General features: G+C 40.2%; 12 protein-coding genes. 5 read left to right on the top strand and 7 right to left on the bottom strand.

Annotated features, from left to right (window positions below; genetic code table 11):
- Nucleotides 1-125 precede the first annotated feature (125 nt).
- Both PARA125_RS00130 and PARA125_RS09895 read right to left on the bottom strand, forming a co-directional pair.
- Nucleotides 126-1,448: a hypothetical protein gene (locus PARA125_RS00130; RefSeq protein ID WP_213156716.1), complete on the bottom strand. Its 1,323-nt coding sequence runs from the start codon at nt 1,446-1,448 to the stop codon at nt 126-128.
- 359 nt (nt 1,449-1,807) lie between these two features.
- A complete protein-coding gene (locus PARA125_RS09895) occupies nt 1,808-1,939 on the bottom strand; it encodes a hypothetical protein (protein ID WP_283248312.1) in 132 nt (43 codons plus the stop codon).
- Between the two features lie 379 nt (nt 1,940-2,318).
- On the opposite strand from PARA125_RS09895, the gene PARA125_RS00125 reads away from it, so the two are divergent.
- Nucleotides 2,319-2,972, top strand: coding sequence for a CPBP family intramembrane glutamic endopeptidase (locus PARA125_RS00125; protein ID WP_213156715.1), 654 nt, complete (start codon nt 2,319-2,321; stop codon nt 2,970-2,972).
- Nucleotides 2,973-3,432: 460 nt separating this feature from the next.
- On the opposite strand, the gene PARA125_RS00120 is transcribed toward PARA125_RS00125, so the two are convergent.
- Together PARA125_RS00120 and PARA125_RS00115 are read right to left on the bottom strand one after the other, a co-directional pair.
- On the bottom strand, nt 3,433-4,176 hold the full coding sequence (locus tag PARA125_RS00120; RefSeq protein WP_213156714.1) for a hypothetical protein: 744 nt from the start codon (nt 4,174-4,176) through the stop codon (nt 3,433-3,435).
- A 41-nt stretch (nt 4,177-4,217) separates the two neighbouring features.
- Entirely contained in the window at nt 4,218-4,517 is a 300-nt protein-coding gene (locus PARA125_RS00115) for a hypothetical protein (RefSeq protein ID WP_213156713.1), read from the bottom strand.
- Nucleotides 4,518-4,684: 167 nt separating this feature from the next.
- Between PARA125_RS00115 and serS the strand changes: the two genes are divergently transcribed.
- Nucleotides 4,685-5,971: a serine--tRNA ligase gene (gene serS / locus PARA125_RS00110; protein WP_213156712.1), complete on the top strand. Its 1,287-nt coding sequence runs from the start codon at nt 4,685-4,687 to the stop codon at nt 5,969-5,971.
- Between the two features lie 40 nt (nt 5,972-6,011).
- Nucleotides 6,012-7,295, top strand: a complete 1,284-nt coding sequence (locus PARA125_RS00105; protein WP_213156711.1) for a M18 family aminopeptidase — start codon at nt 6,012-6,014, stop codon at nt 7,293-7,295.
- 235 nt (nt 7,296-7,530) lie between these two features.
- Here PARA125_RS00105 and PARA125_RS00100 read toward each other — a convergent pair whose 3' ends face one another.
- Nucleotides 7,531-8,931, bottom strand: coding sequence for a hypothetical protein (locus tag PARA125_RS00100; RefSeq protein ID WP_213156710.1), 1,401 nt, complete (start codon nt 8,929-8,931; stop codon nt 7,531-7,533).
- 231 nt (nt 8,932-9,162) lie between these two features.
- On the opposite strand from PARA125_RS00100, the gene ispG reads away from it, so the two are divergent.
- Nucleotides 9,163-11,133 carry a (E)-4-hydroxy-3-methylbut-2-enyl-diphosphate synthase gene (gene ispG / locus PARA125_RS00095; RefSeq protein WP_213156709.1) on the top strand — a complete coding sequence of 657 codons (1,971 nt, stop codon included), beginning with the start codon at nt 9,163-9,165 and terminating at the stop codon, nt 11,131-11,133.
- A gap of 156 nt (nt 11,134-11,289) precedes the next feature.
- On the opposite strand, the gene PARA125_RS00090 is transcribed toward ispG, so the two are convergent.
- A complete protein-coding gene (locus PARA125_RS00090; protein ID WP_213156708.1) occupies nt 11,290-13,647 on the bottom strand; it encodes an FHA domain-containing protein in 2,358 nt (785 codons plus the stop codon).
- A gap of 353 nt (nt 13,648-14,000) precedes the next feature.
- Here PARA125_RS00090 and pgtP point away from each other — a divergent pair, with 353 nt between their 5' ends.
- A complete protein-coding gene (pgtP, locus tag PARA125_RS00085; protein ID WP_213156707.1) occupies nt 14,001-15,353 on the top strand; it encodes a phosphoglycerate transporter protein PgtP in 1,353 nt (450 codons plus the stop codon).
- A gap of 17 nt (nt 15,354-15,370) precedes the next feature.
- Here the strand turns inward: pgtP and PARA125_RS00080 are convergent, their stop codons facing one another.
- Nucleotides 15,371-16,207 carry a hypothetical protein gene (locus PARA125_RS00080; protein WP_213156706.1) on the bottom strand — a complete coding sequence of 279 codons (837 nt, stop codon included), beginning with the start codon at nt 16,205-16,207 and terminating at the stop codon, nt 15,371-15,373.
- Nucleotides 16,208-16,329: the final 122 nt, after the last annotated feature.

Raw genomic sequence — 16,329 nt, 5'->3', positions numbered from 1 at the left:
TCTCTTGTTTACCTTTTTTGCCTTGCTGTTTGTATCTACTCCTTTAAGTATGCCAAAAGCAAAGTTATAAAATTTTGTGCCCAACTTTCCCTCCAAAGGAAAAAGTTTTGCTAGCGTTCTATTGTCTATTGACAAATGCAGGAATGAGTCGTTAAACGAGAGGTTAAATATTCTTTGAATAACGAGGGATTCACTATTTTTGCCTGACAAGTATTAATCAAAAACTCTGCATTTCCTCCTTCCCATAAAGGAATGCCTTTTAGTAATTCAGATTGGTCTTCTAAAGAAATATTTTCATCTGTATTTTCAGAGTGGATCAAAATTTGCCCCTGCACACTACTTTTTGCCTCTTGAGAGGCCTGAGCGCCAGTTCTAATGATTGCAAAATCGCTTCGATACATCATAGGGGCAATTTCTGAAGCATTTTGAAAGGTTAAAGGAACAACCTTAATATTTGGATTTGTTTTCTGGTAGGTTTTAACAAGGTCTACCACTTTCTTAAATAACGTCTCTTGTTGGGGAATGTGCTTGTTGCAGTAAACAAAAAAGTAAATTTTCTTATCCTGAGAAATGATCGTTTCTCCTGCTTGGAAAAGGCGAGAGACATAATTAAGGGTAGCCTTTTCAGCTACCTGGCTACCCAGCATTAATGTCATGACGATATCATCATTTTTGATTGAAATATTCCATAAATTTTTGGCTTCACTTGGGTCAGGCTCTAAGTCGTTGTGTATAGATTGCAAAAGGTGGAGTTCTTCCTCCGTATTCACAGCAAACGCTAGCTTTTGAGGCTTTGAAGGTAAATTTTTATAAGTTAAAAATTCCTTTCGAATAGGAGGATCGGCATAAACCACTTCTTTAGTAAGAACCGACAGGTTGCAGTATTTTTGCCAAAAATCTTCTTCTTCTTGGATAGTCTTAAAAGGAGGTTTAATAGAGACAAGCTTAAAAATTTTTTTGTCTTTTTTGCTCAGTTTTTTAATATATCGGTGATAGTACAAAGACTTGGAAGTGGGGAGTTCGATAAAAATTTTCCAAACGTTTATCACCCTTTCTTTTTTGCGCAAAAGTTTATAAATGAAATTAACTGTGCGAGCTGCTCTAATGATAGAACGGGTGCCAATGGCCTGCGTATCAATGATTTGATCGATATTATGCCGCAATAATACATAGCAAACCCGAAAATAAATGGGAATGCTGAAAAGAGCTTCTGCCAATCCTTGATAGTTGGCTAGCTTAATTTGGGTTTTGATGTCACCCCGCTTTTGCGCTTGGTTCCATCTCTCCGTGCAAGCTTTTCCGATTTTTCCTAAGGTAGCAAAGGTATCCAGTTCGTAATAAGATCCTTGATAACGGGACTTGACTGCGAGGGCAGCAATTTTATGGCCAGAGCCTCCTTCTGAAGAAATTAAGACTGATCGAGTATTAATAATTTTGGAAAATGGCATAAAGAATTACCTTAATTAATTATTAGAAAATAAAGGTTAATATTTTAGTTTAAATTCGGTAAAAAAACAATAGGTTTTTTTTAAAAAAATAGTTTGGATGAAGTTATTGGAAAATAAAATTTTCAATTATATTATTGATTTGAAGTGCTTGTTGAAGAAGCTTAATTGAAAAAGAGGAGCTGTCTTGTTTAACTTTTTATTTGTTATTTAGCATTTAGCTCTTTCTCAAAAGATAAAGAATAATAGAGTAAAAACCGGGCAATTTTTTTTAAGGAGGTTAATTGCTTTTCTTTTGTCGATGAGAATGCGTGAAGCAGACTATATTTTTTAGGCTCAAGAACTTAATAGCGTGAGGAGACTCAATCATCCATCCGTTCGAATCCAATCCATTTTGACAAGGGGACGGAAAGAAAATTTCTATGCGCATAAATTGTTGGAAGTCTTCCTTTGATCCGTTCATAGTGGTGGGGAGGGATCCCTAGTTTTAGCATGCTTGGAGCCTGCCAAAAAATAAAGCGAGCCTCCTCTCAGTAGGGAAAAAGGGAATCATCCTCCCAAAACTTTTCAACCAGAATATTTTTAAATTTTTTCTGTGCGTTATTTAAATTTTTGCTTTTTATAGGTGGGTCTCAAATGTTTGCCCCCTATTGGATGTAGATCGCTTAATATTAATTAGATAGCGAAATTTTTCGTCAGTTAAGTCCTTTACTAGGGGGAGTTTTTTTGTATTTTGCTTACCTTAAATTAAGGCGAGTATGTTAAAAAATTAATTTTGAAAAAGTTCTATGGGTTTTTTGTATGCTTGAATGATAAGTTGTTGTAAAACTTTTTGAGAGTTAGTTATTTTTTATTGTTAGGAGAATTTAGGCTATGTTTTTTGCCATTCCTAGTCCATCTTGCACCACTCACCCGTTTGTAACTGGATTGTATTCTTGCGGTGTTGCGGCCAAAGATTGCTTCCATGCGACTATTCAAAAAATTAAAAAAATTGTCACATCTCCTTTTGGCCAACTCGCCATTGGTTTGGGGTTGGGCATGTGTATGCCTATAATCTACGCCCCTTTGACAGGAAAAATAGTAAAAGGCTTGGGAGTGTCGACAACTCTTACAGATCCTTTCAGCGAATTAGGCCTTATCGATAAAATCTTTCTAACACCTTTTGTGTGCATTCTAATTCCCATTGGGGAAGAAGTAACCTTTAGAGAAGGCCTTCAAGGAGAGCTTAAAAATAAACTCGAGTCTCTTTACGTGGCGTTAGGGCTTCCAAAGCCTGCAGCAAATAGTGCCGCTCGCGTGACATCGATATTTTTTACCTCGGTTATTTTTGGCTTAATGCATTTTTCTAATGCAGCTATTTTTGTATGCAATCCAGTTGTTTTTCTGCCGCAAGTGGTGGCTGCCATCCTCATGGGGATTATATTGGGCCTTGCCAAAGAGTTCACAGGAGAAGTATATATGCCCACTAGCATGCATATTGGTAACAATCTCTTAAGCTGGATTCGGTATATAAAGATGTCTTTATAATTAAATTTTCCCGGCATAGAATGGACCCTTGAAACCTTGCGAAGCTAGGCTTTGCTCATAGATTCCTTATTTCCACCTTTCAAGTTTACTTGTGGGATTCGAGGGCATTCATTCGGCCTTTCTTTATCCCTATTTCATTCCAGGGCGGTCCATTATTATATTCTAGGATGAAATAAGGCCCCCTGTATGCCATTCTGCATGTTTTATCTGAGGAAGCCTCCAAGAAAACATGCCGGCACTGATTTGCTAGGAGCAGGAGAAAAGGCCTTTGGCATCGGCTCTGATATCTAAAAAATGTACTTTATGGATCACTTTTGGAAAAGCCCATAGAATTTCCAGAACCCTTAGGATTAGAAAAAAACTGGTGTGCGGTTGCTGTTGCGACTTAAGATAAAAAAGAAAAAATGAAGTATTTTGAAAAAGAAAAGCAAGTCTTAGCCATATGAAAGGCTCAATCCTCTCATTCAGTCAATTTTGACAAGGTGATGGGAAGAAAATTTCCATGCGCATAAATTGTTGAAAGCCTTCCTCTAAGCTTTTCGTATTTCTGATAGAGGGCTTGAGTTTCAGGATGCTTGAAGTCTGCCAAAAAATAAAGAGAGCCTACTCTCAATAAGGAAAAGCGAGAATCGTCACCAAAGCTTCTTAAGCAGGACATTTTTAAAATTTTTCCTTTTTGCGAAAAACAAATGGCATTATGTTCTCCATATCCTAACAAAAGGCCTAAAAGAGTAGGATTATGACGGATGCTTTCAAAAAACGTTTTTTTGCCCTCTGCAATTTCTTGTAAAATTTTTTCTGGCTTAAGGCCTGCTCCTAAAATGGCGTGGAAAAGTGCAGCGTGTTTGGTGAAGGCATGGATGAAAGCTTTTTTATTTATTAAAATAATGAATTGGCTATTTTTAAACGAAGCCGGCTCTTTGACTAGGAGATAGTGAGTAATTTCCAGCTGTTTTTGATACTTTTCCCAAATTTTCCATTTTTGCCAGAAATCACCATCTATCTTATGAAGTTCGAGCACGTTGTTCCAGGGGGTTAGCAAGAAATGGCCCGTTAAAGATACGGGTTTATCGCCAAATAGCGAATAGCCAAAATGCGCGTCTACCACTAATTCGGCAAAAAAAGCTTCCAGCTGCTCTTTTTCACTTTGAGAAATTTGGTTTAGAATGGAGGAAGTGCATTCTGTTTTACAAAATGCACACATGAGGTACAAGCTACTGATTGTGATAAATGCGATTTTCATATCTATTGAGGACGATGGTTACATTGGGTGCACCTTCCTTGCCAAGACCAATTATCATGTCCACACATCAAACATACCCATGCGTTAGGCCCAGGAATTAAGCAGATGTCTTCCGGATAGAAGTAAAACCCTTGCTTGTCATGGCTAAGCTGGCTAAGAGGTAAAATTGAATCATCTGTAGAAACAAATAAGCCATTTTTCTCAAAAATAAGTTGTTCAGGGGCCACATAGATTTTATTTTCGGCAAACAGTAAATGTGACATCAAGCTAGCCAAAATAAAAAGTAAAGAAACTTTTTTCACCTCGTCCTCTTTTGTGCGCTGAATTTAAAACTGACTACTTGCTTGCTAATTTAGTAAAAATCCCTTTTTTCATTCAATTGAATTGCAGTAAAATCCCTGAGGGAGTTTGCTTTTTAACCTTTTTTCCCTTTATAATCGAACTTCAATGTTTCAAAAAGGATATTTCTATGCTCGATATCAAGCTCGTTCGCCAACATCCAGAAGCCATAAAAGCTAAAATTAAAACTAAAGAGCCCTCTTCTGAAAGTGTCATCGATGCCATTTTAGCTTTAGATCGTCAAGCGCGTGAAATCAAAACACAAGTTGAGCAACTCAAGTCTGCTAGAAACGAGCTTTCCGATCAAATTGGGATATTAAAAAGGCGAGGAGAAGACGCGAGCGCTCTTTTAGAAAAAGTTTCTCACTTTGGCAATCAAATTCACGACTTAGACCATGCTTTGGCTCCTTTGGAACAAGAATTACTTCAATTGCTTTCTACAGTTCCCAACCTTCCGATGGATGACATCCCGATTTCAGATACCCCCAAAGATAATGTCATGATTAAGGAATTTAAGCAAAAACCTATCTTTGATTTTCCTTTTAAGAATCATGTAGAGCTAAATGAGCGGCTAAACTTATTTGACTTTAAGCGAGGGGCTAAGATTTCTGGCACGGGTTGGCCTGTTTACAAAGGCTTGGGTGCTCGCTTGGAATGGGCCTTATTGAATTACATGATAGACATTCACATTAAGAATGGCTTTGAGCAATGGATTCCCCCTATTTTGGTTAGAAAAGATATTTTATTTGGCTCCGGTCAACTTCCTAAATTTGAAAACCAACAATTTAAAATTAAGGATCCTGATTATCATCTTTATTTAATTCCCACAGCTGAAGTCCCCTTAAATGGGCTGCACTACGATGAAATTTTGGATATCGATCAGCTTCCTTTAAAATATATTGCTTATACTCCTTGTTTCAGAAGAGAAGCGGGAGCTGCTGGTTCTCAAGAAAGGGGTCTTATTCGCATGCATCAATTTAATAAAGTAGAGATGTTCTGCTTTAGTAAGCCTGAAGAAAGCATGCAGCTTTTTGATCAAATGATGGCAAGCGCAGAAGAGATTTTACAAGGGCTGGAGCTGCATTATCGAAACATGCTTTTGGTTACGGGAGATATGTCTTTTGCTTCCGCTCGAACAGTGGATATTGAAGTGTGGCTGCCGGGTCAGGATCGTTATTACGAAGTCTCCTCTGTTTCTAATTGTACAGATTACCAATCCAGGCGTTCTCAAATTCGCTATCGAAAAAAAGGGGAAAAGCCCGAGTTTGTCCATACACTGAATGGGTCAGGGCTTGCAACGTCTCGTTTAATGGTGGCTTTGTTAGAAAACAACCAACAAGCAGATGGATCCGTTTTGATTCCTTCCGTGCTTCAAAAATATTTGGGAGGCGTAAGCCGGCTCATGCCCACGGTCTAAGGCAAACTTCTGCGACAGGATCCCAACCCAAGGATAAAAGATGGTCCCTGAAGAAATTCAAGAATTCATGGTATTTTTAAAGGAATCGCCTACGGCTTGGCATGCTGTGAGGGAATTACAAGAAAGGTTGCTGAAGGCCGATTTTATTTGCTTGTCGCAATCTGAGCGCTGGGATATTCAACCAGGAAAGCGGTACTTTACCATTAAAAATGGCTCTTCTTTATGTGCATTTGTGGCTCCTTTGAACCCTCCAACGCTTGTGCGCCTGGCAGCTTCGCATACGGATAGCCCCTCTTTAAAACTTAAGCCTCATTCAGAATTTTACCGCAATTCAATGGTGTTGTTTGGAGTAGAAGTTTATGGGGGACCCTTATTGTCTTCATGGCTTAATCGGGATTTGGGAATTGCAGGGCGAGTGATTGTCAAGGATGCAGATGGCTCAATTGTTGAAAAGCTTGTACGCCTGGAGGATTATCCGGTGGTGATCCCCCAATTGGCTATCCATCTAGACCCCCAGGTCAATGAAAATGGGCTGGTTTTGAATAAACAAAATCATCTATCTGCCCTAGCGGCTCTCGAATTGCCATTAGGCGCAAAAGGATATTTGGATTGGCTTTTAAAGCATGCAATAGGTGAACATCTAGTTTTAGGTGCCGATTTATTTCTTTTCCCCCTAGAAGGACCCTCTTTTATCGGATATGCGAAAGAGATGCTTGCCGCTTATCGCATTGATAGTTTAGCGAGTGTGCATGCTATTTGGGGGGCTTTAGAGCAAACTCTCGAGCCTGAAAATGAAAATCTTAAAATGATGGTTGTTTGGGACAATGAAGAAATTGGCTCTGCCACGGCACAAGGGGCTGAATCTCCCTTTTTAGCGCATACCTTAGAAAGAATTATGATAGGATATAATCAAACAAGAGAGGACTATTTGCGTCTGTTAAATAATTCTATGTGTATTTCAGTCGACCTGGCGCACGCAGTCCATCCCAATTACTTAGAAAAGCATGATCCTTTGCATCAGCCTGTTCTGGGTGAAGGGATTGTTTTAAAATCGAATGCGAAGCAACGGTATGCTTCTGAAGCGTGGACAAGCGCATTAATCACCCATTTATGCCAAAAAGAAAAAATCCCTCTTCAACACTTTGTTTCCCGAGGAGACATGCCTTGTGGATCAACGATTGGGCCCCTTCATGCAACCTCTACGGGAATGCCTACTGTGGATATTGGATGCCCACAACTGTCCATGCATGCAGCAAGAGAATTAATGGCTAATATCGACTACCTTCATATGCGCCGCTTGCTTGAAGCATTTTTTAAGTTTTAACTTAAAAATGGTAAAAATTCATTAAGCCTTCTTGTTTGCAGATTACTCGCTCGCAGGATAGCTAGCTGTTATTTTTTCTTCTCTTCTTTATTTGGACGTCCTTTCTTGTTTTTCTTTTGCCGGGAGTAATTCCTGTGTTTGTTTTTTAGTCCTCTCTACGAGTTTTTCTATGGCATTAATATCACAAACAACGCTTTGCTTACACTTGGCCTAGTGTCTAAAAAGAGCCTAACATTTAAACATGTGTTTTACTTAAACGGTCTGCGTAGGGAGTAGTAGTTAGAAGATCTTCAAACACAGATTGAGGCTCTAACAGCTTATCGGTGCTAGGATCTGTATCCATATATTCTCCAATTGCTTCTAACACCCGACTTTTTTCAGTAGGATCGCCTAAGCTGTCGAGCTGGGTTCGAATAGCTGCAATCAGTTTAGAACGGATGTCTGTTTCAGGAAATACAATATCGCCCGCATTCGAATTGCCTCTAATCATCGATAAAAACTCTTGGGAAGAATTTTTGCCTGTTTCAATTTTGTAATAGGTGGCTAAAGCTGAACTAAGCAATACGGTTTTTACAATACTCGAAAGCTCATCTTTGCGGGCGTCTGTAAGGAGATCAGCTCCCTCGACCTTGTTAATGAGTGAAGCATGAATAAATTGGTTAAAACTTGGGCTGGCGGCTAAGGTCAACATTTGTTCAGCGTATTTTTGGGCAAAATCTAATTTTAGAGGTTTACCATTGCCGCCGCCCGCATGCTCAGAAATGGTAGTGAGAGCTGCTCGATACATGACTCCCCCTGCAAATAACCCGCCAATTAACCCTAATTCAGCAGCCATATTAGAGGGAACAAGAGGGGAAATAAATTTCCATTGCTCTTGAATTGGATTATAAGAAACCGGATCGGTAGTCATTTCTGTGACAGGGGAGGCAATCAAGCTTGCCCCCAAGACGGCAGTAGACGCTACAAAGGCAGCTGAAAGGGCTTGTTCTGGGTCAACAGCAGTAGGATTATCGACATAATTATTTAATCCATTGATTATGCCAACTTTGAGTGATTGGTCACGGTCAAATGCGGCTTGAGAGATTTGAATTTGTGTGGACGAAAGCTGGCTTAATACCCAGGTTTGATATTCGGGTGTAGCCATGATAGCCAGCTTAGTTGCTTCGTCTGTCTCGCGCTGAATAACAGCCCGATAATCGGCAGATTGTGTTTTGATCCAATTTTGATAAGCGGGAGAATTAATTTTATCGTTGTATTCTTTTTCGATTTTTCTTAGATTTTCAATCCATCCATCAAGCATATTAGAAATAATCTCATGGTTTTTTTGCTCTATTTGCATGGCTACCTGAATACCTAAATTATCCCCTTGTTGGGAGGAACTTAAAGCACTGTTGGAGCTATAAAATTCGGCGAAATTATTTAAATTGACCAAAGGAGGAGCTAATACAGGATTGGCAGAATCAAATAGGATTTGTTCTTTTGCAGCTTCGCTTGGCGCTATGGTATCTTTGGGCTCGATAGCGGGTAAAGAGGAGTTTGAGGTGATTTGGCCAACTTGGGTCGTCGTTACTGGATTAGTGGCTAAGCCTTGATACACTTGGTTTGGATCTTGATCATTTACATTCACGTTCGGCATATCCATCCCTTTCATTAAATTGATAAAAGACTCATTTTAAGGAAGTTAATTAAAATCGAGTCATTTTAAAGTGCGAATACCTTCCTTTCTTTTAAATATACTACAAACTAATTTAATTTTCATTAGGAAATAAATTCCTCATTTACTAACCCTTTTGAAAATTTTGATTGCAGGAGATGGAGATTAAAAATATACTCTTCCCTAAAACAACATGGCTTAAAAGGAAATAAAATGAAGTACTGTGTATCCTCTTATCAAACTATTCGCCGCAAGACCCGGGAAGTGATGGTTGGCAAGGTGGGAGTAGGAGGAGATCATCCCATTCGGATTCAATCCATGACTACCTCAAGCACGCGAAATGTAGAGGCAACTGTGGATCAAATTATGCGGCTAGCAGATGCTGGTTGCGAGATTGCGAGGGTGACGGTGCAGGGAATGAAAGAAGCTGAAGCATGCGAACAGATCAAAAACGAGTTAGTGAGGCGGGGCTATTTAATTCCTTTAGTTGCGGATATTCATTTTTTTCCCCCAGCGGCGATGAAAGTGGCAGACTTTGTAGATAAGATTCGGATTAATCCTGGCAATTACGTAGATAAAAGGGCAAGCTTTAAAATTATTGAATATGACGACGCCACTTACGCCGCCGAAATAGAAAAAATAGAGGAAAAATTTACCCCTTTAGTTGAAAAATGCAAGCGCCTTAAAAAAGCTATCCGCATTGGAACTAATCACGGCTCGCTCTCTGATCGCATTATGAATCGATATGGGGACACTCCCTTTGGAATGGTGGAATCTGCCTTAGAATTTACCCGTATCTGCCGTAAAAATGACTTTCATGACCTCATCTTTTCTATGAAAGCATCCAATCCGCTAGTGATGATCCAGGCCTATCGATTGCTTGTTGCTGAAATGGAAAAATTAAACTGGAACTATCCTTTACATTTGGGGGTTACGGAGGCGGGAGAAGGGGAAGATGGGCGAATCAAGTCCGCTATGGGAATGGGAGCCCTCCTGTTGGATGGGATTGGGGATACTATTCGGGTTTCCTTAACAGAAGATCCATGGAATGAAATAGATCCGTGCAGGAGATTGGTGCGTTTAGCTGAAGAGGCTCAAGGGCAGGGGGTATCTCCATTTGAAGAAACTCATCGCAACATCCAAGAAGTCAAAAAAAGAGCGGTTTCTTTCCCAAAAAGTGTGCCCATGCATCGAAATGGGACGGTGATGGTCAACGTGGATGCAGAGCTCCTTCAACAACCTGATTTTTATCAGTTAATCGGCTGCGAAAAGCAGCTCGGCACGATTAAATTAAAATCAACCACCGCCGATATGATTGTGTTGAAGCATGCTGAGCGAGAGGAAAGAAAACTGCAGATTTTAAGCACCCTTTTAAAAAAGGGGGTCGGAGTTGCTTCGTTTCACCCTTTAACAGATGCTCTTTACATCCAGCCTTTACAAGCCGCTATTGAATCCTTCCAAAAACAGCAACAAACGGCTCGATTTGCCCTTAGCAGGACTACTCGTCCACAACCTCTGGCTATCTTAGTAGAAAAAGAGTCGGAGGAAGAATGGAATTGGATTCACGAGCTAAAACCCGAAATACTTATTTTTTCTCCTAAAAACCATAAGCTGCATGCCGCTCGACATTTTTTCGAATGGCTGCAAAATGCCAAGATTTCTTCTCCTGTCATTCTTCATTTCACCTATTTGTTAGACAAAGAAGATTTAATCATTCAGGCTGCGGCTGAATATGGAGCCTTATTATGCGACGGCTATGGGGAAGGGATTTGGATAGAAGCTCCCCATGAGCCAGATTTTATGCGTCAACTCAGCTTTAATATTTTGCAGGCAGCGCGTATGCGGAGTTCAAAGACCGATTTTATTTCTTGTCCAAGCTGTGGTCGCACGTTATTTGATCTGCAGGAGGTCTCAAGAAGTATTCGAAATCGTACGGCGCATTTACCGGGAGTGAAAATTGCGATCATGGGGTGCATTGTCAATGGTCCCGGAGAAATGGCCGATGCCGATTTTGGGTATGTGGGATCCAAGCCAGGGATGATCGACCTTTACTTAGGGAAGCAATGTGTCGAAAAAGATATCCCTTTCTCAGAAGCTGTAGATCGGCTCGTGGCTTTGATAAAACAACATGGTCGGTGGGTTGAGCCAGAAGAGCTAGAAATGGCTAGCTGTCCATCCGAATAAAAATCCCAGCTGCTAAGGCCGAAATTCCTGTGAGGATGCCCGAAGTTGCAAGCCTGCAAGAGGGAGGTTTAATTTCCCTCTAGTCTTAAATAGAGGGATAAGAAGATAAACTTAAAAAAGGTGAATACTCTGCCTAGACGATATTTTATGGGGTTTTTAGTTTAGGATCTGTTGCAAAGAAGCTGGTTCGCTTAAATTTTTTTTACTTTCGGTTTCTTGGATTAAAAGGTTTAATTCATGCAAATAGAATTCCCGCTCGGTGGGAGAATTTACCCAGATCAGTTTAAAAATATCGTCTAAGATCTCCTGCGTCGAAGAGGATAGCACAGTCAGTTTTTCCCCCGAGGAGAGCAAAAATTTATCGATCATGATTATGACTTCATTTTTGTAAGTATTTTGGTACTCAATAAGACGCTGAATCGAGGGGAAAAAATTTAAAGATAAGTGAGCCGTAATTTCTTTGACTTGCGAGTAGAGTTCGTCAAAATTGTGGCTGTCCCGAATTTTTCGCAGAGCATTCTCAAAGGCTCCAGGGGATAAAAAATTTTCTTTTGGAAGGTCTACTAGAATATCTTCTACTAAAGGAGTTAGTCCTGTTGCCTGGATATACTCCATCCACTCTTTTAAAGGAATCATCCAGTATTCTTCCTGTAGCTTAAAAAAGGCTTCTTTAAAAATTTCCCTTTGTTCGAGCGCTATTTTTTCATGTTCTTTGAGGAGCTCTTGAAATTGCGGATGAAAATCGGACGTAGTCCCTATGCGTTCTTTGGAAATGAGCTCCTCCATTTTGGTATGGATAGGATGAAGGGCATTTTTCCTATTGTTAAACAGCTTATCTAATTGCAAATAGACAGGGTTTGAATGTAAATGAGAGGGGGGAGCTTGGGTGTTTTCAGCGGCTATGGATAAGGGGCCTTGCACTTTTATATCCTTGTTCACCGGCTTGTCTGTGGCGGCTTCCCCAGAGGCAGGGCCGATCTCTTCATTCATTAGCATTGAGTTCTGGATAATATTACCTTGCGAGCTAAGCTTTAAATAGCCAATTAGAAAAGGGGTGTTAGGCACAAAAATGGATAAAGCTTTTTCGGCTTGTAAAGCCCCCTCGATTCCCTTGGTAGTATAAAGCACCAGGTTAGGGAGTTTTTTAAGCGCCTCGATATCTTGTTTCAACGCACTGACTTGTTGATCATTTACTGGACCTTCAAGTAAAGCGATCGCTTTATTAAGAATGTTTTCGCCAAACCGGTGATAGCGAGGCGCATTATAAATATAGTTTTCAGCGCCTGGCCGTAAGAGAGAAAGGGCTTTTGGAGGAGTGAATTCTCGAACTCTTTTGCTCAGTTTCAGTGACGATAAACGGATGAGTTTGCCTTCTTTGGCAATATTAAAAATTTCATTAGAGTTTAGTTCATCTAAAGAATTGATATTCACCAATAGTCGATTTAAATTTTTCAAATCTGCTGTTTTTCTCATTTCCATAGAAGCTGAATCTAAAACGATTGCACTGCGAGGAAGCAACCATTGCAAAGTGCTTGGAGCAGGTTGAGCAATCACTAAAAAATGGCTTAAATCCCCACTGGTATAGATGCGAAGCAAATAAGGGCAATTTTTAAACTTCCCTTGGGCGTCTACGTCAATTAAAGGCTTGGTATCTAGCGGAAGGATAGGGGCTAAACTTGTTTTTAAAAATTCTGGCTGAGACCAATTACTCTTATGAGGTTTTAAGCGAGCCATTTGAGCGTAACTGAGAGCCATTGCAGCATCTGCAACCGCTTGTGCAGCTTTAATCTCATCCCGATCGCTTTCATTGTTAAATTTTAAATAAGCAATGCCTGACAAAAGAGTGATAAAAGCTAAAATCATTGCCCCTAAGCTAAGTGTAAATCTCCAACTTTTTTGGGCCATGCTTAGGGGAGCTTTTAGTTCTTCGTTTTTTGCAAGGCAGGGTTTGGGTGCCAAAGAGGAAAGACTGAGACTGCCTTCTGGTACGTGCTGGGGGGGAACAATTTCTAGAGAAGGATCTTCGTTTACCCTTTTTGAAGGGTTCTGAGGGGCGTATAGAGAAAACTCCTGTTGGTTTGCCTCCTCCAGTGTGGGAGGTGGGGGGAGAATTTCAGATTTTTGTAAGTTGGCTGTCCCGTGGCCCTCGCTATGTGCGTGCTTTGACTCTGACTGAGAGATTAAAGGACCTGTTGGCGACAAAACTTCTTCATTTTTCTTTGCAGGGTGCGCTTCAATTTCTATGCGTGTTTTTCCTACCATTAGTACATCCTTTCCGCAAAGGCTTTTTTTTCTGAAGGGCAGCTCGTTTAAAGCTACAAAAGGGTCATTTGCACGGTTAAAGATATAAAAGAAGCCGTCATGTTCGTAAATTTCCACATGGCAGGGGTGTAGGGATTCTTCAGAGAGAGAAAGATCGATTTCTTCTCCCCCCTCTCCTATTTTAATAGAGGATTTCTCAAAAACAAATTCCTCAATTTGGTTGTTTTTACGCTGTACGGTGAGCTTAATCATCTAGAGTTTTGGTTTGCCATAACAGTCAGACATTTTTATTCCGTCTTTTTTCCATCGCTGACTTTCTAGCATATCTACTTGCAACCGTCAAGAGAAGAGTAGCTGTTTGAGGAGAATTCGGGCAAAAAATGTGAGAAAGCCTTGAATAAAAATGAACAAGCGGTTTAAAAACGTGACGCTTAGTCGGTTGGTTTAAGCAATAGGTTTATTTTTGAAACCTCCCTTGCAGAGGAATTTCAAACTTCAAAAAATTTAAATTAGTATGTTATGTTTTTTCTTCTCGCTTTAAGCGATAAAAAATAGGAAAAGGTGGGTAAAAGCTCATCGATCAAGGAGTAGAAAAGGAGATGCGCGTGGCCTCTATTTTTAATTTGCTAAAACCAGCGCCTTATATCAAGCCTATTCAGGATTCTCAAGAAATTGAGTGCACATACAATTATTGGAGAATCAGGATTTTGTATTCGATGTTTGTAGGGTACGCCTTCTATTATTTTACAAGAAAAAGTTTTACGTTCGCCATGCCCGATTTGGCTCAAGAGTTACATTACGATAAAACCCAATTAGGGATATTGGGCAGTATTTTTTCTATCACGTACGGCCTAAGCAAATTTGCAAGTGGAATACTATCCGATCGCTCGAATCCCAGGTATTTTATGGCCATTGGTCTGATGATGACGGGAGTGGCGAATATTTTATTTGGACTTTCATCTTCTATTTTTCTTTTCTGCGTTTTCTGGGGATTAAATGGGTGGTTTCAAGGATTTGGATGGCCTCCTTGTGCGCGATTTTTAACACATTGGTATTCTCACTCTGAGAGAGGGGCTTGGTGGTCTACTTGTAGTGTTTCCCATAATGTAGGAACGCTTTTGATTCCCTGGATTGTGGGAGCTTGTTTGTATTTCTTAGGCTGGAGATATGCAATGTATATTCCCGGCTTTCTCTGCATTTTGGGGGGGCTCTTCTTAATTAACCGCTTGCGTGATACGCCGCAATCTTTAGGCCTTCCTTCGATTGAAGATTTTCGGAAAGATTATTCAGGTTTTGGGGCTAATGAAGGCCTGCAAAAGCTTTCCACGAAAGAAATATTAGTCGAGCACGTTTTAAAAAATGGATATATGTGGATGCTTGGTCTAGCCTATTTCTTTGTTTATATAGTTCGCACCGGGGTAAATGATTGGACTGTTTTATATCTTTTAGATGAAAAAGGTTATAGCCGTATGGGAGCAAATGCCTGTATCTCCTTGTTTGAGGTGGGCGGGTTTGTGGGAAGCTTATGTGCAGGCTGGAGTTCTGATCGTTTGTTTGGAGCTAGGCGAGGACCTGTAAATGTTCTGTTTGCTGCAGGGATGATGTTGTCTGTGTTGATTTTTTGGCTCGTACCGGAAGATTACGTGGTTTTAGATGCTATTTCTATCTTTATGCTAGGATTTACAATTTTTGGACCGCAAATGTTGATAGGGGTAGCCGCAGCAGAGCTTTCCCATAAACAAGCAGCCGCTACGTCCACTGGATTCGTAGGGTTTTGCGCCTATATGGGGGCGGCATGCGCAGGGGCTCCTTTGGGAAAAATAACCGATTACACCGGGTGGGAAGGCTATTTCATCTCGATGATTGTCTGTGGGGGGATTTCAATGGTGGCCTTACTCCCACTCTGGAATGCCACCAAAAACCCCCGGTTGATGAAGGTAAAAGCAAAGTTGGTTTGAAAAGGGCGGTTTAAGCTCTATTCAACGCTTACCTTTTTGGTAAAAGAAACGGATGCACCGGCCTGCTTATTCCAGGCTTGAGTGATAGCCGTGGTAGCTTTTTCCCTCATCTCTTTATCTTCAATATGCAATCCAGGGAAATCAATTTTAAGAGCAGTGGATAAAGCCTGAATTAAAACTTCTGTCGCATTCTGCCTAGCTTGAGCCACGTCTGTGCGAAACTCACGTGCGTATTTTAGGCAAAGGTCTGAGGCACAGCTATCAAAATACCCCTCGATAGCATATTTTTGAACCAGTGAGCTCTCATTTTCCAGATGGATGCCATGCTTTTCTTTTATTTTTTCAAGGATTGAATGAACAAGTGGGCCACGCCTTTTGTCCTCTGTCTCCGCGGTAATTTTTTCCATAAGGTACGGCTTTAGAAATGCTTTAACTTCTACTCTGACGAGCTTTCTTAATTGAAGATCGGCTATTTTTCCTGAGGTGGAAATGTTTGTTTCTCTTACTTTTTCCTGTTTTGGTAGGAAGGCTCGCTTTCGTTTGAACAACTTAAAAATATTTATTTTTCTTAAGAATTGAAATATTTTATCTTTTATACTTTTCAGTTTTTGTTTTAGAGCCATTGAAAACTTAAAGCTTGGCCGAGAGAGGTTTTGAGCTTTATTACTTGAATTTTTTGCTTCTTGCTTATCGGTTATAACGGATTTAAAAGCCTTACTTGTTTTTGTAAAAACTGTTGGGGGTTGGGTAGAATATTGCTTACCTTCCTTCACAACTTTTTGGTTGGAAGAAGCGTTGCTTTCAGGACTTAAAGAAGGTGGAGTTGAAATTCTTTCTAAATTAGAAGGTTGCATTGTTCTCTTCCTTATTTTTAAAATTAAGACACCTGCATTTTTATTCAGAGCAGTCGTTTTGTTAGTTAATTTTTTTTATTAACGGTCCCGCTTTCTTTTTCCTTAACAAAGGGGCCTCAAGG

The organism is Parachlamydia sp. AcF125, from assembly GCF_018342475.1.
GTDB lineage: Bacteria > Chlamydiota > Chlamydiia > Chlamydiales > Parachlamydiaceae > Parachlamydia.
The sequence above is the reverse complement of the archived record's forward strand: the minus strand, read 5'-3'. Positions and strand labels throughout refer to the sequence as shown.

What these genes read in the sequence shown, in the direction of transcription:
- PARA125_RS00130 (WP_213156716.1), bottom strand. Translation starts at nt 1,448, where the DNA reads ATGCCATTTTCCAAAATTATTAATACTCGATCAGTCTTAATTTCTTCA.
- PARA125_RS09895 (WP_283248312.1), bottom strand. Translation starts at nt 1,939, where the DNA reads ATGCTAAAACTAGGGATCCCTCCCCACCACTATGAACGGATCAAAGGA.
- PARA125_RS00125 (WP_213156715.1), top strand. Translation starts at nt 2,319, where the DNA reads ATGTTTTTTGCCATTCCTAGTCCATCTTGCACCACTCACCCGTTTGTA.
- PARA125_RS00120 (WP_213156714.1), bottom strand. Translation starts at nt 4,176, where the DNA reads ATGTGTGCATTTTGTAAAACAGAATGCACTTCCTCCATTCTAAACCAA.
- serS (WP_213156712.1), top strand. Translation starts at nt 4,685, where the DNA reads ATGCTCGATATCAAGCTCGTTCGCCAACATCCAGAAGCCATAAAAGCT.
- PARA125_RS00105 (WP_213156711.1), top strand. Translation starts at nt 6,012, where the DNA reads ATGGTCCCTGAAGAAATTCAAGAATTCATGGTATTTTTAAAGGAATCG.
- PARA125_RS00100 (WP_213156710.1), bottom strand. Translation starts at nt 8,931, where the DNA reads ATGCCGAACGTGAATGTAAATGATCAAGATCCAAACCAAGTGTATCAA.
- ispG (WP_213156709.1), top strand. Translation starts at nt 9,163, where the DNA reads ATGAAGTACTGTGTATCCTCTTATCAAACTATTCGCCGCAAGACCCGG.
- PARA125_RS00090 (WP_213156708.1), bottom strand. Translation starts at nt 13,647, where the DNA reads ATGATTAAGCTCACCGTACAGCGTAAAAACAACCAAATTGAGGAATTT.
- PARA125_RS00080 (WP_213156706.1), bottom strand. Translation starts at nt 16,207, where the DNA reads ATGCAACCTTCTAATTTAGAAAGAATTTCAACTCCACCTTCTTTAAGT.